A 26,959-nucleotide genomic window follows, 5' to 3' on the forward strand; every position below is an offset into this window, starting at 1 on the left:
TCGCTTAGTCCAGATCAAACTGGCGTTTCAACTTGGCAACGTTTAATTCCACACGGTTCTCGGTGCGATCCAGCGTCAGAATCTCGTATCCATCGACATTCAGCACTCGCTGCATCTTGACGACCAGACCGTCGAGCCGGGCCATCGGGACATCGGCGGCTTTGGCAAAGGCCGCAGGGGTCATGATGCCACCACTGGAATCGAGGGCCGACAGGCACATCTGCAACACCTCGTCTTCGACCGGGTGACGGCGGATCATCGTCTTCTGGTCCTTGTACGCCTGCGACTTGAAGAGCGCAGCGATCCAATCGGCACCTGCCTTTGTTCCCTTCTTCTCCTCTTTCGTCGGTTTGGCGACCGGCTTCTCGTCCGACTCCATGTCGAAAAGTGTCGGCGGACCAACCTTGACGGGAACCGTGATCGTGACCTGCGGCTCTTCGACTTCGGGCGAGGCAACCGGAGCCGCCGACCACCAGTCAGGCTTGGGATACTCACACCGATACAGGCCGGAATAGGCGCTGGTTTTGTCGGTCAGCAGGATCAGCGGACAGACCATTTCCTGCGGGGTCGCTCCACCGTGATAACCGTTCTGCTGGCGACCGTAATAGACCTTCTCGGTCCACGGGACGATCACCGATTTGTCTCCGGCGATGACTCGACTGCCGGTCAGGACGATCTCGTCGTCACCGCACTTGCCGTCATTGCTGCGCCACCGGCTGCTCTCGTCGTAAGGACGGTATTTTCCATCCGGGCGATGCCAGACATGGCCATGATCGCTGGCGAGGATCACGACTCGGCCTGAGTCACGAGCCAGTCGCAGCAACGCACGCAGCGGACTGATCCGGCTGATCGACCAATTTTCGATGACCTGTTGGGCATTGCTCAGTCGATCATCGATGGCGTTGATGACGACGCCCACCACCTTGTGCTGAGGAGATGTGAGCTTTGCCGAAAGCTCAGCAGAGATCGCTCCCCGGTTGCCTTCGGTCAACTGCTGCTTGTGGAACAGAATCGGGGGAGACTTCTTCTCGCAAACCTCGGAGAGCGCCTTGTTCGCTTCGAAGTTCTTCCGTTCGAGGTTCTGGTCTCCCTTGGCGAGCGCCCCAGACAGAAGGCTGGCCCGAGAAAAGTTGGTGACGCTGGGAATCGTGGCGATGACGGGCGCTGGAAGTACGTTGGACTCGTCCAGAGTGGATTCGAACCAGTGATCCTGCCGAATGTCCTCCAGCAGTTCGTGGCAGATCGCCCAACTCATGCCGTCCAGAACCACCAGCAACACTTTGTTGCCAGCTTCGACGACCTTGCTGACGACCTTATTCAGCACGTCCTCGACACCGAGAACGCCAGCATCCTTCGAACCAACCGACGACCAGTCGGCCAGCGACTTGGCGAAGGAGTGGCTGATCTCTTCCCGACGTTGAAGCACGGTCTGGTCAAGAAGCTGATACGCCGACGACAGGTCCGCTACATCTTCGCCACGGCACAGCGGCTCCCGTGCCCAATCGACGAACGACATCTCCCGAACATGGTAACTCGCTCGATCTGCAAACGAGGTAGGAGCAGTGTTCGGCGTCTTCAGCCAGCGGATCAACCGCACGGCCATCTCAGCCTTGGAGACCTGATCTTTGTTTCGACCCAGCTTGGCGAAGCGATGTTCGGCGATGTCTTCCAAGCGAGACTCACAGGCGGTGATGGTCTCGTCCGTGGTCTTCTTAACGGCTGCTTGGATGGCGTGGCCCAGTCGCCCCAGTCGTTGCTCAAACGAGAGTCGGGTGAGCGTGCTGCGGTAGGCGTACTCCTCACAGATGAACTGCTTCAGCAACTCGTCGGCCCGCTGCAAATGTTGTTGAGCGATGCGGGGATCGTCATGCCGGTCGAGATCGGAGATCGCATCGACGGCCACTTTCCCCAACGTCCGACCAGTGGCCTTGGGCAGCGGCTTGTTTCCGTGGTATTGCTCCATGCGAGCAGCAGCGGCATCGAGGGTGGAGTCATCGCCCAATCCGAAGACCACCTGACAGGCCACGGCCAACGCCAGTGCGTCCGGTCCCGCATTACTTTCAAGGAACCGCAGAATCGAGTCGGCAGGATCACCAAGGTTGTGAATCAGCCGACGCCGCAGGCTGGCGCACACTTCGTCACCGGCCTTCTGGTATCGCTTGGTTCCTTTTTCCGAAGACGCCCAGAGCAGCAGCGACACCAGATCGGGTTCACGTTCTCCCATGTCGAAGACATGACGGCAGATCGCTCGCCAGACGGTTCCGGCATCCAGCAAACCGGCTGAAACTGGGGGATAGCCGTCAGGTGGTGCGTACTCCATCAACGCTTGAGCGATGGCGGGATCAAGAATCGCACGATCCAGTTCCTTGGCCTTGAACAGCGAACACAGACTGGCCCAGTGATCGACGGCGAACAGCCGACTGCGAGCCAAGCGGCCCACGACATCATGGCCCAGATCGTTCTGCTGAAGTCCGGTCAGCAGGACAAGGCGGCGTTTCTCCTTCTCGGCGGTCAGCAGGGCTTCACGCACTTCGAACACCGTGTCGGCCCGAACCACCTTGGCTTTGCCGAACTCGAAATCAACTTCGTTCGGCCCGATCAATGAGGGCGCAACGTGCAGACCGACAGCCAGAGCATCGATGTCTCGCTGCCACTTGTCTTCCACGAGGGAACGAACCTGTTGAGGACTCAACATGCCGACGCTCATTCAGACTCCTCCTCCAAGGTCCAGTGGATCGTGAGTCGGAGCTTCGAGTTCTGTTCCAACTTTTGGACCAGTTCTTGCGCCTCAGTCAGAGACTCCTCATGATTCAACCGAGACCGGCTGCCGGTGCCAACCTGCTTCCAGCCCTTCTTCGGTGGCGGTGGTGGTGGAGTTGGATCATCGGGCTTCGGCTTGGGCGGCGTCAGCAGCTTGATCGCTCGACTCTCGGCTTCCGACAGTTTGGAGGCCAGACCACCGGCCAGAGCCAACTCGTCAGTACACAACGCCGACCGCACATCCTGAATCAACAGGTCCGCCTGCGTCTTCCGCTCGTCACCCAGATGCGACACACCGTTGAACAAGTCCCACTTGGTGTTTCGCAGGCAATCCAAGATCGAAGTCGCCGACTTGAAGCTGCGCCCCATGGCCGTTCCCGACGTGTCCATCTTGGCCGAGGCGATCACACCCACGAGCGCCGTGGCTTCCTTGCCTTCGCAATCGCTCAGCAGCTTGCGGACGGCCTCGGCAGTTCTCACCCGGTCGGCTTTCTCGATGTCGCCGTCCGCCATGCTCAGGTTCTTCAGGATCAGTTGCAGGCGATCCGGCAGGCTTTCGCCGTCCGCCTTCAGGCTCGTCACGCTCTCCTTCACCTTTGAGGCCAGCGTCGTCAGGTTCCCTGCGTTCAGCAGCCGTGAGATCGCATGGCCGAAGATTTCGGAGACCCGCTGCACGGCGGTCTCCCAATCCTTCACATCAGGAAGCTGCTGCTCGACAAGCTCCAGATCGTTGGGCATGTCGTCCAGCGACGGAACGTAGTTGCCGCCATAGCGGACGAACGACCGATTCGTCTGGTCGGCGTAGACCAGCACCAGCAGATGTTCGATCTCCCGAGGCAACCCACGTTCGTCTGGTTGCTCCATCCAACGCTTCAGGTCGGCGACCGTGGGATGGGTCTGATCCGACTGCGACAGCATCCGGTTGAAGTGGTTCTTCCAGAACGCTCCCAGCACGAAGTGCGTTTCGGACATCTGCCCCAGATCGAGCGGGTTGCAGATGTTGCGGAGCTTGAGTCGCACCGCCTTGTCTTCCACGAACACCCGGCCATCCTGTGAGCGAGCCGCTTCTTGGCAGACTTCAAGCACCTGCTTCAAGTCCTTGCCGAGCTTGATCTCCTGACCGAACTTCGGATGCTTCGGATACTGGTGCGACAACGCCTGATCGAGCAAATGCTCCATCGCCTCGCCGAGTGTCGCTCCCACGGGTCGCTGCAACAACAGCGATGGGAACAACGACTGGAAGTGTGAGTCCGACATGTCGTAGGCGCTGTCGAGCGATCCCGGCGTCGGTTCACTGCGGATCGCATACGCCGCTTCCACCACCTGAGTCAGTCGAGATTGCAGCGCACTCTGCTGGTTCTTCAACAGCAACCGGGCCGTCTCCCGATCCTGAAGCGAGAGGTGCTTGGCGTATTGATCGAGGTTACTGCCTCGCAGCAGGTGATCGATGATGACCAGCTTGCCAAGTTCGGCCTGTGTGCGAGTCGAGAAAAACGACGGCAGCCAGACAATGGTGCGATGGGCCTCGTTCTTGTCACGGAACTTGTTCAGCCGGTCCAAGTCCTCAATGGGTGTGTGCCCTTCGGAGTCGAACGGAAAGTCGAGGATCAGTTTCCACTCGTCCTGTGAACGCAGCGATTCATCGGGCAGCGCCCGGACGTTCGTGAACAGCACATCGCACGAGCGACGGCTGCCTCGCCACAGGAAGTTGTAGCCAATGAACATCTCGTCCTGATCGGGAATGCCCAGCGACAGGAACAGCATTCCCCGGATGCGTGATTGCCGGTTGCCGGGGTTGTCGAAGACTCGTGCCGCTTCGATCAGACCTTCGGTATCGACTCCCTCCAGTTCCAGCGACACGGTGGGATTCGCCGGATCGCCTTCGACACGCAGTTCGCCGCAGATACCTGCCCATGTGCGGAGTTTCTGGGCGACGACCTGATGTTCCCGGCCCGGTATGCGAGACCGGATCGTGCCGTGGTTGAGTGCTGCCAGTCGGGTGCAGGTCATGTTCTTGAGCGTGTCCACACCCTGCACGAGCGACGACAGCAGCAGACTCTTGATGAGCCGGTCGTCATTCTCGAAGCGAGACAGTCGGCCTTCGATCTCTTCGTTGTCCTTGGCTCGCTGCTTATCCACCTCGTAGTCGATTTCGTGCTGCTGCTCCAGCATCGGACGCAGCCGGTTCTGGTACAGCTTCTTGGCGTTCTCGAAACGGACACGCATCACGTCGGTAAACGCTTCATCGCCGTGGGCCACCACGTCCCAGAGATCGCCGAGTGGAATCACATCGCCGAGGCGCAACGTGTCACGTCGGTTGACGAGCAGTTGCAGCATGATCTTGAGCGCCGTCCGTTCCCGCTGGAGGGCACTCGACACGGCCACCAGTGCTTGGATCAGCGCCGGGCTGAACGGGTAGACCTGCTTGAACATCGCACGGTCAGCTTCCCGAGTCAGCAGGACTTCCATGATCTCCTGCCGTACTTTGGCCGTCTGCTCAAATGCCTGCTCAAGCTCGGCCCGGCACGCATCGTTCTTCGGCTTCAACACACGCTTCTGAGCGATCACCGGCAGGTTGCGGTCTTCGAGCGTGATCGTGTGGAAGCGGCCTTCCCAGTGCGACAGGACATCGGAGAAGTTCAACTGCTGCACACCAGCAACATTGTCGCCGATCAGATCACGCAAATCTCGCTGACGAGCCACGAAGCTGACGATTGGCACCGGACGTTCGGCCTTACGGGACTCAACCAGCTTTGCCAGCTTGTTCCCTTCCATCTGCACGAAATTCAAATCGCCCGAGTGCGTGGCCAGCCAGAGAATCAATTCGTCGAGGAACAAGATCAGGCCGTCGTAGCCGAGCGTCTTGGCGTGTTCGCTGATGATCGCCAAGCCCTCGTCCAGATCGACGTAGGCTTCGTCCTTCCCCTGAGCGATGCCACGGAAGGCCGGGAAGATGTTCTCGACCAGCTTGCCGACCAGTTGGCTTCGCTCCTTGCTCTTGGGCGGTGCTTCGAGGGCCGCTTCGAACCGGGCGGCGTTCCAGCCTTCGAGCTTGCCCCAGCCGCCGCCACCGCCTCCGCTGCCTCCTTTGTTCAAGTCTTCGAAGAACTTCTCGTCACCGAGTCGATCTCGAAGCTGCTTGGCATTGTCGAAGATTTCATCGGCCAGATAGACGCCGGGGAGCGGGCAACCGGCGTGATGTTCCTGAACGTAATCGACGTAGCCGCCGAGGATCGCCGATTCCATGCTGCGGGCACCGATCATGTGATACGGCACGAGCAGGAATTTCTTGTTCTCGACCCACTGGTTGTTGTCGCAGACCTTGGCCAGTTCAGGGATCGACCGCACAGCGGAATTGTGCTGGAGCAGCAGGTGCAGCACGGCCATGAAGTGCGACTTACCAGAACCGAAGCTACCGTGCAGGTAACACGCCTTGCTGTTGGACGCTTCCACGGCGCTGCGGATGAAGCCGAGTGCGTCATCGAAGCAGGCGACAAGCTGCGGCGTGACGACGTACTGTTCGAGCGTCTTTTCCGGTTCGGTGACGCCTTTGGACAGGTTCAGGACGAAATCGCCCTTCCGCACCCGTTCCGGCAGATCGAGGATGTCGGCAATGAGTTTGTCCATTAGTTCGTCTTCCTCTTGCGACGGGTCGTTGACTTCTTGGGTGGCTCCCACGCTCGGATGTCTTCGAGCGTCAGGCCGAGTTCGTGGGCGTCGGCTTTGAGCATGGTCTCAAAGGACTGGCCTGCGGTTTCGCCGAACTCGGGATCGATTTCGGGATGCCACTGGTGAATCCATGGGAGCAGTTGATCGAGACCGGCGAGCAACGGCGTCAGACGTTTGGCGTCCCAGCCTTCCCGTTTGCGGGCGTCGTAGTAGGCGATCATGGCTGTAGCCTGTTGCAGATGGTTCCAGCCTGCCCAGCCAACGACGAGTGACGGATCGCTCTCGGTTTCGCAGTGAGGAAAGCTGATCCAGCGTTCCTTGGGAGTATCAAATGGCCCTCGTAATCTAAAGTAAGTCGCACTTTGGAAGTCATCCTGTGAATACTTGGGAGGAGGCTTGATCTGACTATCTTGGCCGCTCTCATCCTCCTTGCGTTGAGACTCCCACACCTTTTCCCATAACCGTCTTTTGCGAATCCCCGTGGCTTTGTATCGCAATACGGGAAGATGCGGCACTGACTCACCATTAACTAGCTGTTCAACAAGAGCAGACACGTCGAAGCCTTCCCTACCTCGGTAAAGGCCAGCGATTCGCATGAACTCGTCATCGCCACTGAGCCTATCACTAATGGCAGAACAGGTCGTAAGTTCCGGCTGCTGATCAGAAGTAGCCACCCATTGACTTTCAATTCGCCACAACAACCACTCACGGCAGGCGGATTCAATTTCATCTTGCCGTGCAGACTGGTTAAACAGCCCTTGGCGTCCTACCCATCGTCGCTTGTAATGCGGGTCTTCAAAGAGCTTGAGTTGGCGGCACGCACTAATCGCATCAATCCGCCGATGCCACAGTTCTCGGGTTGAAACTGGCCATTCCTCGGGAATCTGTGACGCAGTAGCAAAACCATCCTCGTTGTAGCCCTGATAAATCTCGAAGGCCCTTTTGCCAGCGTCACAATCTAGGATTTGTGATGTGTCGGAGTCACTGAGAAGTGATTCATCCACGATTCCAAACATTGCATACACGCAATAGTCAATCTCCTCTTGAGCAAGCACCATCGCCGACCTGATACGCTGACGCTCAAGAAGCACCTCATCCCACACGTCATCAAACGCTGTGGCGAAGTTTGTTCTAATCCATCGAGAAATAGTGTTCTCGGCGTTCAAACTAGCCAGTTGTTTAGAACACTCTGTCAGGCGTTTGGCACAAAGTGCAAGGCGACTTCTAAGCCCGCTGGGAATGTCACTATTCGCCAACTGTGGGTGAATCGGCATCTTCTTTAGTGCAGTTCCAGCAAACTGGTACGGAACTTTGGCTCTTGATTCAATACGCACACCATCCCCACCAGTCATCTGTTTTTGATGGCACGTTTCCTTCATCCAAAAGCAGATCACCGACGACGACAAGTATCCCAACAGGCTAAAGTAAACGTCTTCTGATGCCTCTGCTGGCAATTTGATGATTGGAGCGGTTTGGTTGAATACCTTGCCACCTTCGTCGAACACAAAATGGTTGTGGGATGCAATTTCGGCAAATGCAATCGCTTTGGGATTCATGAATCGCTGTTTTTGAAAACGACTCCATTCATACCACGTCAGCCCGATCTCCCTATGGTCGCCATTCGGCTCCCGACGAAGCCACAAGTCCGTCCGATAAGGCCACAAGTATCTAATCACGCTATTCGCAGCCGAATCTTCCACGGGATTTAGTTGTGCATCGTATGGAAAGAGTGCCGTTTCGGTCCCCTCGATTTGCCAGTCACGAATCGTATTCCCTGCCACAACGGTGATTCTGTTCCCTTGTGGAATCCCTTTTCTGGCGAGGCAAGAATCCTCGGTCAGATACACGTCATCGGCTCGGGTCATGCAGATGTAGCCAAGAACGTCAATCAGACTGTCAAGAGTTGTTTGGCATTGACTCCTCAACTCTTCCATCATCTCTCTTGCACCACCACCTGTCAGGCTCCATGGGTGAGTAGAGAAATAGTCTCTTGGTACGTCCTCCGTTGACGTGAAGGCGTCCTGAAGCCCCGCTGCGTCGATTTGAGTTGTGATCGAATTCCAGACTTTACCCTGAGCAGGGTCATCAGGAGTTTCAGGTTCGCCTCGAATTCCAAGAACTCCTCGAACAGTCTGCTGCTGGGGTTTGCGATTCCGTCCAAAAAGTATCACGGTTGGAGTCCCGTGGCCCGGAATGTACGCACCTGATGTGTCTATGACATGGGTTAGTTCAATATGAGGAATGAAGGTTTCGATAATCCGACTGCCAAACTCTCGCTTCATAAAGGAGTTGGCTGTGATCATTCCGACGTACCCTGATGGGCATGAGTCTCGACAGAGTGCGAGATCAAAGAAGCGTTCGGTAAAGGGAACACCAAGCGAAAACTGCTTGTAACAGGATTTGTACCGTGAACGGTATGCGTCGTTGAGCGCTTTGTCTTTTCCTGTAATGTAGGGTGGGTTGCCGACAACTGCGTGATACTGCTGCCCCAACACCTCGGAAACCGCTTCCTTGTCTTCGCAGGCGTAAATCTCCGGTGCCCAGCTTTCTTCTTCTGTGCCAAGAAACCGTTGCTCGAAAACCCTTTTACCCTCACGGTTCCAGCGACTTCCGAAGAGCAGGCTATCGCCCGTCGCCAAGTGGATGTTCCACGCTGGGGCACCTTTCAGTCGCTTGATACCGCAAACTCGCAGCGCTGCAACAATCAACCGGAAACGAGCGATGGCCACGGCGAATGGATTGATGTCGCAGCCCCAAACTCCATCAAGAGCCTTCTGTGCTGCCACGACTTCGTTGTCTTCCCGCTTGATCCACAGATCGAACAGCCGGGCAAAGCTGCCGAGCAGGAAGTGCCCTGAGCCGCAAGTCGGATCGATCATCCGCACTTCGTCGAGACCGAACTCATCAATGGCCGGACTGAGCGTGCGGTCGAGAATGAACTCCTCCACAAAAACGGGGGTTTGTTTCAGCGCATACTTCTTCTGTGCTGCATCGGACAGGTCTTGGTACAGGTCGCCCAGAAAACGAGTGTCGCCGTCTTCGACTTCGAACGACCGCTGGAGTCCACCTGTTTCGGGAACCACGTCTCGCCAGAACCCAAGCAGCTTCATCGCCATATCGCCGCTCGGCCCCACGGCCCACAGCGGCGTCTTCCCTTCGGCGAACAGATCACGGCAGGCCGGAATCTTGCCGACTTCGTGGAACACATGCTCGAAGTATTCCCGGTCGGAATCGTGCGGATGCGCACGGAAGTAAAGCTCGTGCGTGTCCTCGGCCAGCTTGCGACGTTCGCCTTCCCCGGCCAGCCAGCACTCATCGATCAGATGGTTGTCTTCCATGAACCGCACGAAGACACAGCCCAGCACCCACGCCACGGCGACTTGATCGAGATAGTCCTCCCGCCAGACTTCGAACGCATCAGCCGTGCGGCCACCCTTTTCGATCTGGGCATACGCTTCCCGCAGGCCGGTATCGACCTTGGCGCTGTAGGGATCGTTCTTGGCCGTACTGCGAGCGAGCAGGTCTTCGGACAGGTCCGTGACCAGCTTCTTCAGTTCGGGCAACAGCGTCTTGATGTCGAGCATTCGTTATTTCCCACCTGTCTCAGTTGTTTCCGTCGTGGCCAGCTTGGGCGACCGTCCCCGGTGCAGGTTGTCGATCCACGGTTCGGAGACCTTGGCTCGTTGTCCCGGTGAGATCAGCGGAATCTCCGCATCGTCAAGGAACGGCATGTCGTTCTGTTCGTCGGTCGCTACCAACACCCAGACACCGGGACAGGCCGCATCGTGGCCGGTGCGATCCCGCAGGGTTTCCAGCAGCGACATCATGTCGTAGCGAGCGATCAGCCCCGGATGCACCAGCAGCAGATGGTCTTCCCGATCTAAGAGGTTCTCTTCGATCTTGGGCTGAGCCATGCTCACCAGATGCAGCAGGTTCTTCCAATCCTGACTTCCTTCGTCGGTGCCGTCCGCCTGTTCGACAACCTTCCATTCCACATCGAGTTCCTGAGCCTCGGCTCGCAGACCATCGAATAGGAGATCATCGAACGAGACCCGTTCGAGCGTGCAGCCGTTGTCGTTGAACCGCTTGAGCAGGTTGGCTTCGCAGGCCCGCATCCGGCTGGGCCGCACGGTGAGGATCAGGAAACCTCCTTCGTCGTAGGCGTGCTGAAGCCGTTCCTCGAACTGCCGGGCATCGGCCATGTCGGGTGTGACTTCCACCTGCCGAGTGCTGGTTGCAGTGGTGCGACGACGTGGCATCGACGAACCCGACGTGAACATCACCGAGACTTCCCGGCGATGGTACGTCGTGGTCTCGGGGTTCCACCGCACATCGAGACCGACACGCTCCAGCAGCGCATCGAGTTCTGGGCGATCCGGCAGACGTTCGGCCTCGGGATACCGGCTCTCGACACGGGCACGAATCTGAGTGATCGAGAACCCGCCTTCGTTGTCGCCGAGACCCAACCCAGTCAGTGCGCCGATCCCCAGCCGCAATGCTCGCTCGGCAGCCATCCCCTTGGGATAGAGTTCCTGCTTGGCCGAGACCGCCGCCGTGCTGCTCATCGCTGCCGCCAATCGCAGCAGACGTTCATTGTTGAACGGCTGGCAGCCTTCGGGCAGTGAAGGCTGAGGGACATCGAACAGTTCTTGGAAGACACGCAGCGGTGGCAACAGCGGATCGGACAGAGCCAACTCGTCGGCCACTTGTCCGAGCTTCTCGGCGTAGACCGCCAGATCACGAGTGCAGGCGATGAGCGTCTTGCCACTGATCCGCCGCAGTTGGAACCGAGGTTCGGCGAGTGATGATTCGGTCTCGACCAACGCACGAGCGATGGCAGACGCCATCTGTTGTTGCTTGTTGGTATCGAGCGTATCGACAGCAGGTCGTCGCAGCAGGACGAACTCGGTAACTTCGGGAACGGTCATCACGCCGCCGAGTCGAAGAATCTCTTCACACAGATCAGAACGCAGACTGTTGAGTGAAGATTCCTTGGCCCATCGCTTCCGGTCGGCGCTCAAGACCTGATTGATCTTCACCGGCGTCGTTTTGAGCGCTGCGGCCACATCGGACTGGCTGGGCCAAACCAAATCAGACGACGAGTCATCTGAGACGGTTGGCTTGAGCAGTGCCGACCGAATGCTCCACTCGGATTCCTTCTTCGAGTTGCGAGCGCCAAAGACTCGTTGCTCAAGCAACTCCAGCGACGTGAGTTCGTCTTCATCGTGGACGGACTCGTCCTTGCGAGTGCCGACTTCTTCACGGACATCGGGGAAGCGATCCCGAAGCTCGGCGACGAACTCGGTGATCTCTCGTCGAGTCTGGTTGCCGACTCCACGCATCGTGTGGAGTTGGATGATTGGCGTCAGCAGCAGATCACGCACCGTGAGGATGTTGGCTCGCTCCAATGCGTTTCGGGCACGAGTGCTGAGGCCGAGAGCGGCAATCGGTGTTTTGAGATCAACTTGATCGAGCGTGACGCTGAGATCGACTTCCTCACCGCTGGGCGTGCGGACCTTGCGCTGCTCAGCTTCCTTGAAGACCTGCTGCCACGCCCACTTCATCTCCTCGGCGTTGTCGAACCGCTTCTTCGAGTCACGATGCAGAGCGGTGTGAAAGAACTCGACCAGTCCTTCCCGCACGCTGGCATCGAACTTCTCAGCATCGACGACAAGTTCGGCATCCGTGACAGCCGGATCGGACTTGCCATCCCCCCAGCACGGCAAGACCCCGAAGCCTGCCGACATCTCGTACAACGTGACCGCAGCAGAGTAGCGTTCCGCCGACAAGTCCCATCGCAAAGGTTTGCGGTTGGGCAGGAAAGGGTCGATGTAGCCGGGGGTGCCAACCCGAATGTTGTCGAGCGGGGCACCCGTGAGCGAGAAGTCGAACAGGATCAGTTGGTTCCGCTGCTTGGTCAGCGAGCGGATGCCGATGTTGTCCGGCTTGATGTCTCGATGCGTGACGCCGTGGCGTTCCAGCGAAGCGACCGCCGACATCAAGTCATCGCCGTAGCGACCAAGCAGTTCCAGACCGGGAACTCCTTCCTTTCGCAACAGCCCGGCCAGCGTCTCGTCGCCAGCCTTCTGAAGCACCAGCACCGTGCGGCCAGACATCTCCAGTTCGTCATGGATGGCGACGATGAACTCACTGTGAATCGTGCGGAGAGCCTCGGCTTCATCATGGAGACGAGTGTTGTCGTCATCAGTGAGAGCGACCTTCAACACAAACTGTTGATCGTCCTTCGTGACGAGCAGAGCTTTGGCCGTGGCTCCTTGTCCGAGTTCCTTCTCGACGATGTAGCCCCCTTCGAGACGGTCGCTACGCTTGGCCTGTAGCGGATCGGGAACGAAGGTTTCTTCAGGAGCGGTGAGTTCGTCTTCGACATCATCCAGCAGGGCGAGGAAGTCTTCGACCGAACCGACTCGGGTGTTCACATCGGGGTGAGTACACCACTGGATCATCTCTTCCAGCTTCGGCCCAACACCATCGACCACGGCGGACAGGCTGAGTCCCTTCTTCTCCCGCAGAATCTTCGCCAACTCAGACGGACTGCCAGCAGGTGGCCGAGAGGCGAACAGGTGATAGGCGATGGCACCCAGTGAGAATACGTCAGAAGCTTCCGTCACCTTCCTCTGGTCGGCGATGGCCTCGGGAGACATGTAGACAAACGACTGAGCCTCCACCAAGTCCTCGACATTGGTGACTCGGCCCGAAGTTGTGCTGGTGTCACGCACGCCGACCTGCCAGTTGTAGACCTGAAGCGAGGGCGTTTTCGATTCGGCGTCGTTGACCAAAATGCTCTGCGGCCCGAGTGCCCGGTGGATCACTCGTTTGCGATGAGCGTAGCGAATGGCATCAGCCACTTGCCGCAGCATGTCGAGCCGCTGCTCGGTGGTCAGCTTGTGGCAATTCGTGGCAAGGTAGTGATCGAATCGAACCGAGTTCGGATCGAGGTAGCGGAACAGCAGAGCCGGGCCAAGTTCGTGTTCCTTGTAGTCCAGCACCGGCAGGATATTCGGGTGGTTGAGCGACTGGATGATCTGGAATTCACGAGCCGCCGCTCGCTTCCGTCGCTGACGTTCTTCCTCGGAATCTGCCTGTGCTACCGTGTACTGGCGAACCCGGCAGAAGACGTTCTCGAACGAGGCGTGCTTCGCCAGCCGGTCTTGGTAGCCCGGACCATCGGCCAGCAGATCGCCCAGAATGTAGTCCCCGACTCGCCGTGATTTCTGCGAGGGGCGAATGCCCGCCTGTTCCATCGCCCGAGAGAGGGCTTTGGCAACCTTGCTGTCGATCAGGCTGCGACTGTCCGGCTCGATCCCCGGCCCCTGTCGATTGAGCAGCGCTGCAAGGATGCCCTTGCGTTCGGGAGTCGAATCCTTCGCTGAGCGATCCTGAAGCAGAACACGATTCAGGGCCGGGCCGCTCAGTTCGCACTGAAGATCGTCGGCGGACAGAAAGACGACCGCTTCCATCCACGGCACTCGGATGTTGCGAGTGGCCTGCTGGGACTTCAGCAGCGAGACGAGCGCCTTGGCTTTGCGGTTGGCGAGCAGAACCGGGTTGTCTTCGGTGATCGTTTTGCTGTCATGCGTGCGAGTCCACGTCGCCACATCGCCACGGACTTTTCCGGGCCAGCTTTTAATTTCGACGAGCCAGAAGCCTTGCTTCGTCAGGACGAGGAGATCGACTTCGTAGATGGCCCCGTCAGCAGTCTGGAACTCGAAATTGGCCCACGCCCGGTACGGGTCGTGATTGGGCAGACCCGCCCGGATGAAGTCCAACCCACGGCGCTCCCATTCGTACTGGGACGGCGTGATGATGTTCCAGAATGGTGGTTCCATTGTTCACTGACCCTCAATCCACGAATTCCCGTTCGCTCAGCGCTTCTTGGGTGCTGGCCGAGGCTCCTGCAACTGCTTGAGCAAGGCGTCCAGTTCTTCTTTCTTGAAGAGCCGGTAGCCGTTCACCGGATGTCGGTGAGCGGCGATCTTGCCAGCGTTTTCCCAGTTACGGAGCGTGTTCGGCGAGACCCCGAGATACTCGGCTGCTTCCGAGATTCGCAGGAAGTCCCGTAGGTTCTCCACAGACGGTCTCCTCAAACGAGTGCGGCCCCCTGAATTGGCGGACGACAGCATTGGTAAACCTTACCAAACTGCGTTATGATTGTCGATCAGGTGGAGCAGCAAACTCCTCTTCGGACACTCACCTCATCGTCAGAGGGAAAAACAGCCGTGGCAGATCAGGAGGGCAATTCGAAAGCGACGAAGAAGCTCATCTATGTGCTTCCACGAATTCAACTTACCGGGACCGCATTTCGGCAGGATTCGTTTTCAATCTCCAAAGCGCACTTCCATCCTGATGCGGAAAAAACATGGGTCGAAGTTCTCAAGCTTCCCCGGCCTGAGTGGTTGGACATCTACCGTGACTTTCCGGTCATTGATGAAGATGCGACAGCGGAACCGGCACGAGGAACTTTGGTTTTCTCTGATGACGAGGAGTGGCTGAGACTGCATATCGGACGACTGTTGGCAATCGTCTATGTAATGGGAGAGCGCAGGTGGCAAACCCCTGCCGACGCCTTCCGGTACTCGTCGTTTCTAGCAACCGATCAACCGCATGACATGGTGGAACTTTTCACCAAGACCGGAGGCAAGATCGAAGACCTGCGCTCGCTTTGCTTGCTGCCACCGCTTGAGTTGCGTGGGGTAAACTCACACTTCAGAGTATCTTTGACCAACCAACATCACGTCGAATTGATACAGCGATTCGACCAGAACCCATACGACCGACTGGGAGCAGCGTGCTACCACCTGTTTCGGTCTCAAATCGACGATCCATTCTTTGCTCCACCACAGCAAGACGCTGCGGCGTTCTGTGCGTGTCTTGAGGCTGCTTTCGATATACAGGGGCCGGGATACAAAGAGAATCTTATTGACGCACTTGAGTCACTTTATGGCTCACATCCCAAATTTGCCCGTTGGATTAAGGGGCTGTACTCAGAAAGGTCCGTTTTCAATCACGGAGTGGCTATCGACCCAGATCATCAGAGTGATAGCGACAACGAAGTTGCACAAGCTGAATACCGAGATAGAACTCTCAGTTGGGATGTACTGCGTCACCTTTGCGTGGATGTAATTCACGAACAGCTTCAAGACTCGATTGAAGCAACACAACGAGAGCTTGCTCGCTTCATGAGTCCGATGAGGACGATGTTGCGGCAGTTCTTCTACTCCGATGAAGCGTGGGACGAGATTGCTAAACCTCTTACGGCCACACAATCAACAAAGTCTATTCTCGAATTGAAAGGTGACGCTCTTGACGACTTTATAGAACTCTGCTGCGAATTTCTTCGTGCGCATCGATGGGAGGCAATGGAGAGCGTCGTGGAACACGAGAAGGTCTTCAAGGCACTCAAGACTCTTGGGGCGGTCATCCACGAGTTGGGCAAGCAGCAATCCAATCAGGCGGACACCGTTGCAGGGGAAGCACTCTATGATGTTGCTGATGCGGGCGACATTGTTGCCATAAAGGCGTGGCATCGGCAGCACGCTCCGAATTATTCGAGCCTACCTCCAGACGACTTGGGGAACACGGTGAAGTCTGTCGCAATTCACGCTGTTGAATTCTTCAGGGCGTGAGACATGTCGAATCAGCACCCCATTGACTTAGCCACAGAGCAAAGGATCGTAAAGGAGCTTCATGCAGCGCTCCTTGCAAATGAGCTTAGCTTTATAGCGCCCGGTGAGTACCTAACCCGTGAAGTCCATGAACTTGTTCAAGAGCATTACCCCGAACTTTGCAGAGACGACTTTCTCTGCCGGTATACCTGCACGAACGGCAACAATTCACCTGAATGGAAACATCGTGTCCGAAGGGTGCTGCAACAGTATGGAAAGCTGAAAGAGAACGGGAGAATTGAAAACGTCCGACGTGGAGTCTGGAAGTTCTACTGATCCTTCACTGTTGAGCCGATGACGTGATTCCCTTTGCCGACTCTGGGACGAACGGGAAAAGAAAATGGCAAAGAAGCAGACACTAAAGCCCAACTTCTCGAAGATGACTACGAATGAGTTGAAGGCAGCCTTCGACTCAGAGTGGCCGTTCGAGGTGAGAAGTAGTTGGAACGGGGAAATGTTCCAGCGTGAAGAACCGCTGGAGAAGAAACTCCACCCTTACCTTGAATGGCACAACATGCTTGGCTCGATGCTCAAGCATCCGTTGTACGTTGGCTCCTGTGATCCTGAGCAGGCCGCACTTGTAAACTTCACGATTGAGCAGTCTCAGTCGCAAATTGATCGACTGATCTCGAAGAGGAAGTGGTATCAGGTCGTGTTCATGCACGAGAGGGCATTCCTGTTCGACGCCTTCCGGCAGTACATCGATCAATTCGACGACAAGAGCTACTGGCAAATTCTTGCAGCGGTCTGGACGGATCAGGAACAGTTGTGGCAGAACCGAAAGCTGTATCTTCAGCTATTCCAATCTCCACGCCCCCAGCGGCAGTTCCTCATGACGGCGGCAGAGCGCCGAAAGCTTGACGGAATGCCGGATGAGTTCCCGGTCTACCGTGGCTTCATCGGCAAACGTGGCAAGGGACTCTCGTGGACCATCGACCAATCGAAGGCAGAATGGTTCGCACGCCGGTTCGCCATGCTGACTCACCTCGGGCAGCCTCGGTTGCTGGAAGGCATCGTCAAGAAGAAAGACGTGCTGGCGTACTTCAATGGCCGGAAGGAAAAGGAGATCGTCGTTGATCCGGCGAATGTGCGGTCATTGAGAACCAGTGCAGTGCAGCCCGGTGACGACAACGAAGACGAGTAGGTTATGACCACCGAGAACTTCCAAATCCGGCAACTCGCCGACGAACTTCAGCCGCCCGAGACTGGCAAGAACAGCATCGTGCTGTCCGACGACGACAATACAAAAGTTGTATTGTTCGCCTTCGCCGCTGATGACGGCGTCGCTGAACACGTTGCTCCGATGCCTGCAATCATCCAAATCATCAAGGGCGAAGCCTCGCTGACAGTCGGCGAGGAGACCATCGTAGGCAAGCCGGGCACTTGGATTCAGATGGCAGCCAATACGCCACACAGCATCAAGCCCCAGACGCCGGTGGTGATGTCGCTGATGCTGCTGAAGCAGCACAGTAAGTTGGTAGAGAAGAAGGTATACGATCACAACACAAAGGCAGGAAACCACGGCGACATCGTTAAGCATGTTGCGTTGACGGCGGCGATTCGGTGCGCATTGGAGTCATTCAACGGAGAGGTGTTCCGCTATGCCGATACTTTTGCAGGTTACGCTTGGAATCCCCTCAATGACGACAAAGGATTAGAGTGGAAACAAGGGATCGGTGAACTCATCAAGAGGCGGGAGAGATTTGGAGAGAATCCCGACATTAAGCATTGGGCGAATAGCTACCTCATCGACGACGAATTGGCTGGCACTCAGTATCCCGGCTCTTCAGTGCTTGTTCGAGACATTCTGAAAGCACGAGGCGTCGGATTCACCTTGTCGCTCTGGGATACTGGAGATGATCCAGTTGCAAGTCTCAAAGTCGAGTTTGAGGATGACGCTACCATCTACCAAAGGCCCGCACGCCCCGATGAAGATGCAGTGCTGAATGCCGACGTTCTGTTTATCGACCCTCCCGGCCTGAAAACGAAGGGCAAGCGAGAGTATCCGTCGTGGCAAGAGATCAAGGCATTCTTGCCCTCAAAGGATTCGCCTCGGTTGTTCATGATGTGGCTGCCGATCAAAGCCGTCACGATGCGTGACAACATTCCCCTCAAGCCACCCGGCGAGGATTCGCTTTCAGATACGGTACGAAATGAGCTAACCGAACTCGGGTTCACGGTTCTCAAGGTGCGATATCTGCCCAGTGGGAGGACCATCGGATGTCAGATCATTCACAATTTCACCGGCGATGCGGCACGGCAAATTAGTGATGCGGTATCGACGGCAATCGAGATTGCTGGATGGCAGGACAAGTTACCCACTGGGATGTCCGCAATTTCGGCATACGGGAAGTCAGCCGCATCAGTGCCAGAAATCTAGCTGCGTCTTCATTCAAGTTTCCTTGCCCAGATACCCCTGAGCAATCTCTGCCATCGGCGATCCCTCCTGAGCCGCTTCTCGTCGCAACACGACGAAGGCATCCTCACTGCGGCAAATACGCCACAGGTTCACCGCCGCACAAATTCGCTCGAAGTCGTCGTCGGATTCGAGCCGTGGCGACAGCAGCGGAATCAGGCCGTCGCTTGTGTCGCCCATGACGTACAGCGTGTTGATCGCTGTCACACGCACGAGCCGGTCCTCGTCGTCAGAGATCAAGGCACGCACAGCAGGCAACGCACGCACGGCCTTCGAGTAATGCTTCTGAAGCAGTTGGAGGGCGAGCAACTTCAGGTCGGTGGCGTCCTGCTGTAGCGCCCAGATGAGTCCGTCGATCAGGTGTTTGCCGAATCCGAGGAGCGCAGCATGAGCCTCGTCCAACTGAGTTGGATGCTGCTGGTGTGTGGCGAAGAGCCACAAGGTCTCCTCAATGTCGTGGAGGTTTGTCATGTTGGTATCAATTCTCGGCAAGTAATTCGATTGTGCTAATTCTGGACGTTAAGTGTTGCCTCAATCCATTTCTGCAACCGTGCGCTACTGACTGCGGTTAGTTCGGTAATCTCAATTCGTTCCTGCCACTCGATGTACTTTTGGCTGGCTTGCATCCCCAGCAGCCGAGGCTGGAAAAATGTGTCTGCGTTGTCGGCATCTACAACGATTGCAACCACTGGCCCTCCGCTCATTCCAACGGCAGACGTTACGCCTGACTCTGGGTTTGAGTTGATGTTGCCGAGAAATGGTCTGAATGCGTGTTCATCGATCTCGCAATCGAAGCCTTCTGGGAGAATCGCATTCTCCTCGCCGAGCCTCGTCACAAGCGTTGACTGGAACGCAAGGCTGCCCAGTTTTACCTGATTGTATTGAAACCACCGCCCCTCCTGCTTTGTGAGGAACGCCTCGCTCTTCGTGATGATATTGGCTTGAACCGGGTATCCGCTCACAAGCGCCAAATGGGAAACGGTGGTTATTCCTCGCATGAACTCCGCCATCGTGAAGAAGTGATTCCCTTGTCTCGCAATCTCTGCGGCAAGGTCCATAGGCAACCGGAAGAGGGCTGCATCGAAATCGGGCGCAGTCACAAGATTGTCTTCTGTGATTTCGTCAGAGCGAAACGATGCCGATGTCAAATCATTTGAGATGTGAGTAAAGGTGACGTGAAACTCGGCCAGTTTGCCGTCGTTCTTGAACTTGAATACTTCAGCCGCTAAGTGCCCTGCGGTCACGACCATAGGCTGGTCATCCACTTTGAGCAAAAAGCCCGTGCCATACTTCCAATGCTCTGGGCTTGGATGATCGGAATGGACGTACGACAGCGACACGCAGTGTCGGCTCAGATGGCGACGAACTTCGTGCATGTAGTCCTTCAGTGACAGACGTTCTTGGTCGCTCACGTTGAAAACCTCAAAGTCAGGCTCGTTATTTCATTGGTACCGGCTTGCCTGATTGTCGCCGATTTCTCTCGGTGACTCCATCGCAGGTGCCTGCCTGCGCCGCCTGCCAATCCAAAAGCTGGATTTGCCATTTCTGAAGGAGACTGAGGCACCCGCTATCGCCGTCGTTCCCACTCACCACCACACATAGGAGCGACGACATGAACGCAAACGACATCCGCAGCACCATCACCAGCACGATCATCGAGAGTTTGGAGGCCGGTGGCCTTCCGGCATGGCGCAAGCCGTGGGCCGCAGACCCAAACGGCCTCGGGCTGGCGACGAGCCTCAGCACCGGCAAGCCTTACAACGGCATCAACCAGTTGCTCCTCCAAGTGCTGGCCATGAAACGTGGCTACCAGAGCAAGTGGTTTGGCACGTTCCAGCAGATCAAGCAGGCCGGTGCCAGCGTGCAAAAGGGGGCTAAGGCGGTGCAGGTGGTTCTTTTTCGTCCGGTCTCTCGTGAGCGCACAAACGAAATGGGGGAGCAGGTTGAGGACAAGTTCCTCGTGATGCGGACCTTCAACGTGTTCAACGTCGAGCAGACCACGGGCCTCGATCAGTTCCGCATAGGCTACTCCCAGCCGTCCCACACGATCTTCGAGCGATTCGAGTCGATGGATCGGCTGGTGGCCGCTGTCGGGATCGACGTGCGGCATGGCGGCAACCGTGCGTTCTACTCGCCGGGCGGTGACTACATCCAGATGCCCCATCGCCACCAGTTCGAGTCGAGCGAAACGTACTACCAAACGCTCGCTCACGAGATGACCCATTGGAGCGAGTCACGCATCGGTTTCGACCGAGCGAAAGAGGAGAACGCCTACGCCCTTGGTGAACTGGTTGCCGAACTCGGTGCGTCGTTCCTGCTGGCCGAACTCGGCTTGCCTGCCAGTGAGAACATCGACAACTGCACTCGGTATCTCGATCACTGGCTCAAGGCGATGCGTGGGGACACGAGGTTCATTTTCAAGGCTGCGGCGACCGCATCGAAGGCAGTGGACTTGCTCCTCTCCCACGTTCGCCAGCCGGAACAACGGCCCGTGCCGGTCTCCGAAGAGGTAGGCACCTGCTAGGCGAGTGTCGTTGACGACAACCGAGCAGAGCCGCTCGGACGGTGATCGCACCGACGCTCGGGCCTTGACGCCAAGCGAGCAGCAGGACTGCCACCACGGACTGGCCAGCGTGGGGCAGACACCACTGCAACAGCGAAGCCTCGACGCCTTTGGTGGGTCACTTACGAGCGGCTCTCTCGGTCTCTTCCAATCCAACTTTTGCACTGGAGGTTTCATGTGTCAGGAGCAAGCGAAGCAGGAACACGACGACTATTGGCAGGCCGTTACCGACGTGGCCGAGAACGTGGTGGCCGATCTCGAAGACGCCGACGACGAGGACGACCGTGACGAACTGATCTCCCGCCTGATCGCCGAAAAGTGCGATCAGCATGAGTACGTCATCGGCAATGACCTGTGCATCCACACCCTGAAGTATTCAAGCAACGCCTGCGCCGGGTTCTTCAACGGCACATTCGCTGCCAACCACTACGCACGAAATGCCGAGTTCCCGTTCACCGATCTAGCGGCTGACGCTTTCGAGGCGGACGTGACCGACAAGGTGAAGGAACTCCTCGGCGACGAATAAGGCACCTGCTAGTCGATCAGCCGAGCAGGAAACCAGCCGGTGAACGAGAACGATCTGCGGTCTTCCTGCTCAGCACTCGGAGACCCAGCATCCCCTCAAGTCACCGCTGACCTGCTCGGCGTTTTTATTCCAATTTTTGCAATGGAGCAGTGATGGCCGAACAGCGAGACCTTCCCGGCTGGCCGAAGAAGCGCCTCGTTCGAGATGTTCGTCGGCACCTTTGGCACTACGGCATCCGGCCCAAAGGCGAGGCGTGGCGAGCAGCGTGGTCGTGGGCCTCCGCAATCGCCAACAGCTACTACCACACGCACTGGCCGATGCCTTCGGAGATCGCCAGCCAATACGTCCTGCTTCTCCTCGCCGACATGAAAGGGAGTTGCTCCCTGAAGCTGCCCTACCGGGCGAGCAAAGTCATTCCCGACGAGGTGCGCCGCTTGCTGCCTTCGAGTCCGCTCCCGTTGCTGGAAGACGGGAGGGGCAAGCGGAACAAGGCACCTGCTATCGAAGCGTCACTACCACCACTCATCGAAGGAGATTCCGAATGCTGACCAACGCCAAAGCTCTGCTTGCCAAATCGTGGAAGAACGAAACCGCCGATCTGCCGGTCGGTCGCCACGAAGTCAACGAAACGCTGATCGTGCGTGTCCGTGGAGAAATCGAGAAGCACGACGATCAGATGATCGCCCCCACCGTGAGCATCCCGCTCGTCAGCGTGTTGGCCTACTTCTGGGAACGTGCTGGTCTGGAGCGTGACGCTGCCATGTCCATGCTGCGAGAAGCGATCACCGAGGCCATGCAAGAGAACCGCAAGGAAGATGCCGCCGTTCTGAAGCGGATCGAGGACGTGGAAGCGGCGATCAAAGCGGTGAAGACCGACCTGATTGCCACCTTGCCCAAGATGCCACGGGCCGGGCGACTGGAAACAAAGAACCTGACCATCGACGTGCTGGCTCTCTCATCCGAGGACGAGCCGTTGGTCGTGGAAGCTGCTTGAGCGTGAGTGGTGGTGAGCAGGGGCGGCAATGGAGTGCCGCCCTCGCTTCTACAAGGCACCTGCTAGTTCGCCAGACAGCCACTCACTCTCTTGGAGACACGCACATGGCGAATCGATTGGGAAGCTTGACGTTGGAAGAGGCGGCGCAGGAAGCCTCTGGAAGTTGGCAACGATGGGATTCGTTCGCATGGTTTCGGGCCAGCGAACTGGAGCGACCGGAAGACTGGTTCATTTATTACGGGCATCATCGTGACTCGGGCCTGCTCGACCAAAGCAACAGCATTCAGATCGGCACGGCGTTGCAGCCGTTCATCGACGCCGACACCGACGATCCCGATGTGATCGAAGAGGATCACCACCACTGGGCTTGCGGCTGGATCAAGGGCTGGTCAGTTCTCGTGTATCGAGACGGCGAGATCACTGAGGCGTTCAAGGTTCTCCACGGCCTGCTGGAGCGGCTTGAGGATTATTGCATCTTGGACGAGTCCCACTACAGCGAAATAGAACTCGACGCCACCTGCGAAAACATTCCACTGGCTGCGTATGGCGTCAAGGATGATTACGAGCTTCCCGAAGACTGGGCGGATCAGGTCTACCAGTGGCTCAGCGATCACCGCTGCCACGCTCTTGAAAACGTGGACGATCAGGGCGGCTGGCCCGATGAAGACGACATTCGAGCGGCCTTCGACGCTCTCGGCTATCCGCAGGTTGAGACCGCTTGCTGAGGCACCCGCTACGTCAGTGTCACCACAACTTAACAGGAGACCTTACGATGGCTTGGGAAATCTCAATCACCGCAGAAGGCTGGCAGCAGATCAGGGACAAGCTCGACGACTGGGATCGAGCTTCCCTGATCGCTGCGATCACCAACGACACGTTCGAGCGAGTGGAGCAAGTGGCTGGGCAGTACCACGCCCAGCGTGCCGCCGACGCCGAACGGAAGCGACTGGAAAACCTGACGCACGACGTTCTCGCAGACAGAGCGTTCGAGTTGATCGAGCAAAACAATCTCTGTGACGCCGGTGGTTTCGGCTACTGGGTGGATCGTGAGGGCTTCCACAAGGTCTGGCTCGATTAGGCACCTGCTAGACGGTCATCACTGATCCAACTTTTGTAACGGGAGTTTCATGAGCCAAATCACCTACGCCGACGAAGCCATCGGCGAATACACGCTGCATCGCCGCCCTGTGCCAAAGCGTGGGATGCTGCAACTTGCTCCCGGTCAGGGCGCAGATGGCTACGGCCACAAGATCAGCACAGACATCTGCCTGAGGTTCTCAGGCGAGAAGCGGGAGCGGCGAGTTTACTGCTGCTGCTTCTCGAACAGCGGAACGTGTTACATCGTGGTCAACGGACGAACGCTTTACCTGAAAACGCACTTCCAAGACGAAGTTCTGGACGACTAGGCACCCGCTAGAGCCGCATCACAATGCGACTGAAGACACGGAGACCATCATGAGCGAAATCGAGCCGATCATCCCGACGCTGAATCAAGTGGTCGGTCAACAGCGAGCAGTGCGTGTCTTGAGGACTGCGCTCGACGCTTATTGGAACGAACGATCCAAGACGGGCGAAGAAGGTGCGTTCCCCCATTTTCTCGTGACGGGCAGTTCTGGCACGGGAAAGACGACTCTGACCGAATTGGTGGCCCGTGAACTCTGCACAAAAGTTGAAGTCCAATTAGCCCAAAATTTGCAAAGTATCCAGCACATTCAGGGTTTGCTCATGTTTTTGGAGCCGGGGCACATCCTGATGATCGACGAGATTCATCAACTCAACGACACCGTGCAGGTCTGTCTTTATCGTGCCCTTGAAGAGCGCAAGTTGTTCCTCGGTGGCAATCGCAAGCCCATCGTGTTGCCTCCATTCTGCTTGGCTGGGGCGACGACCCATGAGTTCCTGCTCAATACGAGTATGCAGCAGCGCTTCCGTATTCTCATAAGGCTCGAACATTTGACCGAGGGCGAGATCGCTCTGCTGATCGCTCAGCGTGCCAAGCGACTCGGTTGGCAGATCGATGCCGATTCGGTCGCCGAACTCGCCAAGAGAAGTCGTGGCGTCCCTCGGCTGGCGGTGAGGATGTTGGAGAGTGCGAGACGGGTCTGTTCGGCCAAGGCCGACGAGATCATCACGCCCGAACATGTCACCGAGATGCTGGACATGGAGGGGATCGATGCACTGGGCTTCGATCCTGTTGAGCAGCGCTACCTTCAACTGCTGAAGGAACATCAACGGGCAATGCGTCTGAACGTACTCGCTACGCACTTGGGCTTGCCTCGGCAGACCGTGGAAATGTTCGAAAGCGACTTCATTCGGCTGGGGCTTGTCACGAAGAACGAAAAAGGCCGCAGTTTGACGCCTGCTGGCCTCGAACACCTCAACTCAACCTGACAACGACTGTTCGATTCTTGATCGGAGACTTGATCGTGAGTGTAAAGCCGATGACCGACAACCAGCCGAAAGCTGCCATCACGGTGTCCAAACAATGTGCCCTTCTTGGAATGTCACGCAGCCAGTTTTATTGGCACGTCAAAAGGGGCACGTTTCATGCGCCGCTACGACTCTCGAACGGACGCCCTTACTTCAATGCCTCGCAGGTCGAGGACAACCTCAAGGCCCGTGAATTGGGGATCGGGGTAAACGGGGAGTACGTTCTCTTCTACGAGCGAACGGATGAGCCACAGAAGCCTCGTGAGACGCCGCCACCGAAGGCCGATCACACCGAGTTGCTGGACGGCCTGCACGCCCTCGGCCTGACCAGTGTGACGGCGAAACAAGTGGCGGAAGCGGTGTCGGTCTGTTACCCGAAAGGCACCTGCAACGTGGACGAAAACGACATTCTCCGCACAGTCTTCCGACACTTGAAGCGTGCAGGAGTTGGCTGATTCGTCGGCGAAGTCTGGTCGGCGTTTCCACGAAGTCTGTTGGGAACGCTGACGAAGTGCGTGCGGTTGCCGTCGAGTTTTGTGCGGCCAGTGTTCGGATCGTGTGAGAAGTCCTGCCGATAGGAGCAAGAAAGATGTCCGAAGACCAATCCGAAAACTGTTCGGAATTAAGCAATGTAAGTCCCGTTATCATGCGTTCGCCGGAATCCTCGGGGCAGATAATCCGACAGGCCGACTCCGATGAGCAACTGGTCGCACTCTGGCTGCATGGTCGCCCGAAGCACACGCAGCGAGCCTACGGGCGTGAAGCCGAGCGGTTCATGGCGTTCGCCGACAAGCCGCTTCGGTCGGTGAAGCTGCTCGACCTGCAAGCCTTTGCCGACCATCTGGCCGAGACGTTGAAGGAATCGTCGGTGCATCGCAGCTTGAGCGCCGTGAAGAGCCTGTTCGCCTTCGGCTTCCAGCTTGGCTACTTCCAGTTCGATGTGGGCCGTGCGCTCAAGCTGCCGGGCTTTCGGGACGAATTGGCCGAGCGAATCCTCGGTGAAACTGAAGTCCTGCGGATCATCTCGCTGGAGCCGAACCCTCGAAACCGAGCGATCCTGTTGACGTTCTACGCTGGTGGCTTCCGTGTTTCGGAGATTTGCTCGCTCAAATGGAGGCACCTGCAAGAGCGGGACAACGCCGGGCAGATCACCGTGTTCGGCAAAGGCGACAAGACTCGCACGGTACTGATCCCTCAGAGCGTCTGGGATACCCTGATGGCGCTGCAACGTGATGCTCCTACCGATGCTCCTGTGTTTCTGAGCCGGAAGAAGGGACATCTGGACGAATCAGCGGTTTGGCGAATCGTGAAGAAGGCGACCAAGCGAGCCGGGATCGCCAAAGACGTGTCGTGTCACTGGTTTCGCCATGCCCACGCCAGCCATGCACTCGACCGGGGCTGCCCGATCCATCTTGTGCAGGCCACGCTGGGGCATTCGTCGATCTCGACGACTGGCCGTTACCTGCACGCACGTCCGACCGATTCCAGCGGCAACTATCTGCCGGTCGGATGAGGATGTGACTGGGCACCTGCTATCCGAGGGAACAATCTCACCTTGCTTCCTCGGAGAACAACTATGAGCAGAACCGCCGTTGCCCAAGCCGCCAACGAAATCATCCAGCAAGCCTGCTCGGACGCCAGTGCTGTGCAGGATGCCGTCAACCTCATCGCCATCGTTGGATCATTTCACCGACAACTGCTGGCGATGCGGCAGGCTGGCGTGTTCGGTGATGACTTGAACAACCACCCGGTCTCTCTCGCATTCGTGAGCAAGCTCAATTCGCTCTGTCGGATGTCACTGGACCGAGAGATCAAGGCGTTCGAGGCCATCGACCGGCTCCAGCGAGGCGAAGACGCTGAGTTCGAGGTTCTTCCGCTCTGACCTATACGGTTATGCCCTGTTTGATCGCCGACTCGG

21 protein-coding genes are annotated in these 26,959 nt (G+C 57.3%); 14 read left to right on the forward strand and 7 right to left on the reverse strand.

From position 1 onward, the window contains the following. Positions 1 to 4: 4 nt before the first annotated feature. Genes pglZ through AB1L30_RS17665 form a run of 5 tightly spaced genes read right to left on the reverse strand, consistent with a single transcriptional unit; the run spans position 5 to position 14,519 of the window. Positions 5 to 2,695: a BREX-2 system phosphatase PglZ gene (gene pglZ, locus AB1L30_RS17645; protein WP_367014724.1), complete on the reverse strand. Its 2,691-nt coding sequence runs from the start codon at positions 2,693 to 2,695 to the stop codon at positions 5 to 7. A gap of 8 nt (positions 2,696 to 2,703) precedes the next feature. Further along, a complete protein-coding gene (locus AB1L30_RS17650; protein WP_367014725.1) occupies positions 2,704 to 6,387 on the reverse strand; it encodes a DUF6079 family protein in 3,684 nt (1,227 codons plus the stop codon). Next, positions 6,387 to 10,013 carry a BREX-2 system adenine-specific DNA-methyltransferase PglX gene (pglX, locus tag AB1L30_RS17655; protein ID WP_367014726.1) on the reverse strand — a complete coding sequence of 1,209 codons (3,627 nt, stop codon included), beginning with the start codon at positions 10,011 to 10,013 and terminating at the stop codon, positions 6,387 to 6,389. Before pglX ends, AB1L30_RS17650 begins: the two co-directional genes overlap by 1 nt. A gap of 3 nt (positions 10,014 to 10,016) precedes the next feature. Then, the gene (pglW, locus tag AB1L30_RS17660; RefSeq protein WP_367014727.1) at positions 10,017 to 14,276 is read right to left on the reverse strand and encodes a BREX system serine/threonine kinase PglW; all 4,260 of its coding nucleotides are present in this window, start codon (positions 14,274 to 14,276) and stop codon (positions 10,017 to 10,019) included. Between the two features lie 36 nt (positions 14,277 to 14,312). Then, complete coding sequence (locus AB1L30_RS17665; protein ID WP_367014728.1) at positions 14,313 to 14,519, reverse strand: helix-turn-helix domain-containing protein; 207 nt, start codon at positions 14,517 to 14,519, stop codon at positions 14,313 to 14,315. Between the two features lie 75 nt (positions 14,520 to 14,594). Here AB1L30_RS17665 and AB1L30_RS17670 point away from each other — a divergent pair, with 75 nt between their 5' ends. The 3 genes from AB1L30_RS17670 (at position 14,595) to AB1L30_RS17680 (ending at position 18,492) form a co-directional block, all read left to right on the forward strand. Further along, positions 14,595 to 16,073: a hypothetical protein gene (locus tag AB1L30_RS17670; protein WP_367014729.1), complete on the forward strand. Its 1,479-nt coding sequence runs from the start codon at positions 14,595 to 14,597 to the stop codon at positions 16,071 to 16,073. Between the two features lie 379 nt (positions 16,074 to 16,452). Then, positions 16,453 to 17,256 (forward strand): hypothetical protein, encoded by an 804-nt coding sequence (locus AB1L30_RS17675; RefSeq protein ID WP_367014730.1) that lies wholly within the window; start codon positions 16,453 to 16,455, stop codon positions 17,254 to 17,256. A 3-nt stretch (positions 17,257 to 17,259) separates the two neighbouring features. Then, positions 17,260 to 18,492 (forward strand): hypothetical protein, encoded by a 1,233-nt coding sequence (locus tag AB1L30_RS17680; RefSeq protein WP_367014731.1) that lies wholly within the window; start codon positions 17,260 to 17,262, stop codon positions 18,490 to 18,492. 12 nt (positions 18,493 to 18,504) lie between these two features. Here the strand turns inward: AB1L30_RS17680 and AB1L30_RS17685 are convergent, their stop codons facing one another. Next, complete coding sequence (locus AB1L30_RS17685) at positions 18,505 to 18,999, reverse strand: HEAT repeat domain-containing protein (protein WP_367014732.1); 495 nt, start codon at positions 18,997 to 18,999, stop codon at positions 18,505 to 18,507. Positions 19,000 to 19,034: 35 nt separating this feature from the next. After that, positions 19,035 to 19,940, reverse strand: a complete 906-nt coding sequence (locus AB1L30_RS17690) for a hypothetical protein (protein WP_367014733.1) — start codon at positions 19,938 to 19,940, stop codon at positions 19,035 to 19,037. Positions 19,941 to 20,140: 200 nt separating this feature from the next. On the opposite strand from AB1L30_RS17690, the gene AB1L30_RS17695 reads away from it, so the two are divergent. From AB1L30_RS17695 to AB1L30_RS17745, 11 genes are all read left to right on the forward strand, one after another. Next, positions 20,141 to 21,052, forward strand: a complete 912-nt coding sequence (locus AB1L30_RS17695) for a zincin-like metallopeptidase domain-containing protein (protein ID WP_367014734.1) — start codon at positions 20,141 to 20,143, stop codon at positions 21,050 to 21,052. Positions 21,053 to 21,056: 4 nt separating this feature from the next. Further along, positions 21,057 to 21,617: a hypothetical protein gene (locus AB1L30_RS17700; RefSeq protein ID WP_367014735.1), complete on the forward strand. Its 561-nt coding sequence runs from the start codon at positions 21,057 to 21,059 to the stop codon at positions 21,615 to 21,617. Between the two features lie 152 nt (positions 21,618 to 21,769). Then, a complete protein-coding gene (locus tag AB1L30_RS17705; RefSeq protein WP_367014736.1) occupies positions 21,770 to 22,165 on the forward strand; it encodes a hypothetical protein in 396 nt (131 codons plus the stop codon). Continuing rightward, complete coding sequence (locus AB1L30_RS17710) at positions 22,159 to 22,611, forward strand: hypothetical protein (protein ID WP_367014737.1); 453 nt, start codon at positions 22,159 to 22,161, stop codon at positions 22,609 to 22,611. Before AB1L30_RS17705 ends, AB1L30_RS17710 begins: the two co-directional genes overlap by 7 nt. Positions 22,612 to 22,715: 104 nt before the next feature. Next, positions 22,716 to 23,336 carry a hypothetical protein gene (locus AB1L30_RS17715; protein WP_367014738.1) on the forward strand — a complete coding sequence of 207 codons (621 nt, stop codon included), beginning with the start codon at positions 22,716 to 22,718 and terminating at the stop codon, positions 23,334 to 23,336. 47 nt (positions 23,337 to 23,383) lie between these two features. Next, positions 23,384 to 23,689 carry a hypothetical protein gene (locus AB1L30_RS17720; RefSeq protein WP_367014739.1) on the forward strand — a complete coding sequence of 102 codons (306 nt, stop codon included), beginning with the start codon at positions 23,384 to 23,386 and terminating at the stop codon, positions 23,687 to 23,689. 49 nt (positions 23,690 to 23,738) lie between these two features. After that, positions 23,739 to 24,017 (forward strand): hypothetical protein, encoded by a 279-nt coding sequence (locus tag AB1L30_RS17725; protein ID WP_367014740.1) that lies wholly within the window; start codon positions 23,739 to 23,741, stop codon positions 24,015 to 24,017. A gap of 49 nt (positions 24,018 to 24,066) precedes the next feature. Beyond that, entirely contained in the window at positions 24,067 to 25,002 is a 936-nt protein-coding gene (locus AB1L30_RS17730; protein ID WP_367014741.1) for a Holliday junction DNA helicase RuvB C-terminal domain-containing protein, read from the forward strand. A 35-nt stretch (positions 25,003 to 25,037) separates the two neighbouring features. Then, positions 25,038 to 25,496, forward strand: coding sequence for a hypothetical protein (locus AB1L30_RS17735; RefSeq protein ID WP_367014742.1), 459 nt, complete (start codon positions 25,038 to 25,040; stop codon positions 25,494 to 25,496). 134 nt (positions 25,497 to 25,630) lie between these two features. Next, on the forward strand, positions 25,631 to 26,554 hold the full coding sequence (locus AB1L30_RS17740) for a tyrosine-type recombinase/integrase (protein WP_367014743.1): 924 nt from the start codon (positions 25,631 to 25,633) through the stop codon (positions 26,552 to 26,554). A 63-nt stretch (positions 26,555 to 26,617) separates the two neighbouring features. Continuing rightward, positions 26,618 to 26,923: a hypothetical protein gene (locus tag AB1L30_RS17745; RefSeq protein WP_367014744.1), complete on the forward strand. Its 306-nt coding sequence runs from the start codon at positions 26,618 to 26,620 to the stop codon at positions 26,921 to 26,923. Positions 26,924 to 26,959 lie beyond the last annotated feature (36 nt).

It is taken from the genome of Bremerella sp. JC817 (assembly GCF_040718835.1).
In the GTDB taxonomy this organism is placed as follows: Bacteria; Planctomycetota; Planctomycetia; order Pirellulales; family Pirellulaceae; genus Bremerella.

Bases quoted from the DNA above. Each gene is read 5' to 3' on its own strand.
- pglZ (WP_367014724.1), bottom strand. From the start codon at position 2,695: ATGTTGAGTCCTCAACAGGTTCGTTCCCTCGTGGAAGACAAGTGGCAG.
- AB1L30_RS17650 (WP_367014725.1), bottom strand. From the start codon at position 6,387: ATGGACAAACTCATTGCCGACATCCTCGATCTGCCGGAACGGGTGCGG.
- pglX (WP_367014726.1), bottom strand. From the start codon at position 10,013: ATGCTCGACATCAAGACGCTGTTGCCCGAACTGAAGAAGCTGGTCACG.
- pglW (WP_367014727.1), bottom strand. From the start codon at position 14,276: ATGGAACCACCATTCTGGAACATCATCACGCCGTCCCAGTACGAATGG.
- AB1L30_RS17670 (WP_367014729.1), top strand. From the start codon at position 14,595: ATGATTGTCGATCAGGTGGAGCAGCAAACTCCTCTTCGGACACTCACC.
- AB1L30_RS17675 (WP_367014730.1), top strand. From the start codon at position 16,453: ATGGCAAAGAAGCAGACACTAAAGCCCAACTTCTCGAAGATGACTACG.
- AB1L30_RS17680 (WP_367014731.1), top strand. From the start codon at position 17,260: ATGACCACCGAGAACTTCCAAATCCGGCAACTCGCCGACGAACTTCAG.
- AB1L30_RS17685 (WP_367014732.1), bottom strand. From the start codon at position 18,999: ATGACAAACCTCCACGACATTGAGGAGACCTTGTGGCTCTTCGCCACA.
- AB1L30_RS17695 (WP_367014734.1), top strand. From the start codon at position 20,141: ATGAACGCAAACGACATCCGCAGCACCATCACCAGCACGATCATCGAG.
- AB1L30_RS17705 (WP_367014736.1), top strand. From the start codon at position 21,770: ATGGCCGAACAGCGAGACCTTCCCGGCTGGCCGAAGAAGCGCCTCGTT.
- AB1L30_RS17710 (WP_367014737.1), top strand. From the start codon at position 22,159: ATGCTGACCAACGCCAAAGCTCTGCTTGCCAAATCGTGGAAGAACGAA.
- AB1L30_RS17715 (WP_367014738.1), top strand. From the start codon at position 22,716: ATGGCGAATCGATTGGGAAGCTTGACGTTGGAAGAGGCGGCGCAGGAA.
- AB1L30_RS17720 (WP_367014739.1), top strand. From the start codon at position 23,384: ATGGCTTGGGAAATCTCAATCACCGCAGAAGGCTGGCAGCAGATCAGG.
- AB1L30_RS17725 (WP_367014740.1), top strand. From the start codon at position 23,739: ATGAGCCAAATCACCTACGCCGACGAAGCCATCGGCGAATACACGCTG.
- AB1L30_RS17730 (WP_367014741.1), top strand. From the start codon at position 24,067: ATGAGCGAAATCGAGCCGATCATCCCGACGCTGAATCAAGTGGTCGGT.
- AB1L30_RS17740 (WP_367014743.1), top strand. From the start codon at position 25,631: ATGTCCGAAGACCAATCCGAAAACTGTTCGGAATTAAGCAATGTAAGT.
- AB1L30_RS17745 (WP_367014744.1), top strand. From the start codon at position 26,618: ATGAGCAGAACCGCCGTTGCCCAAGCCGCCAACGAAATCATCCAGCAA.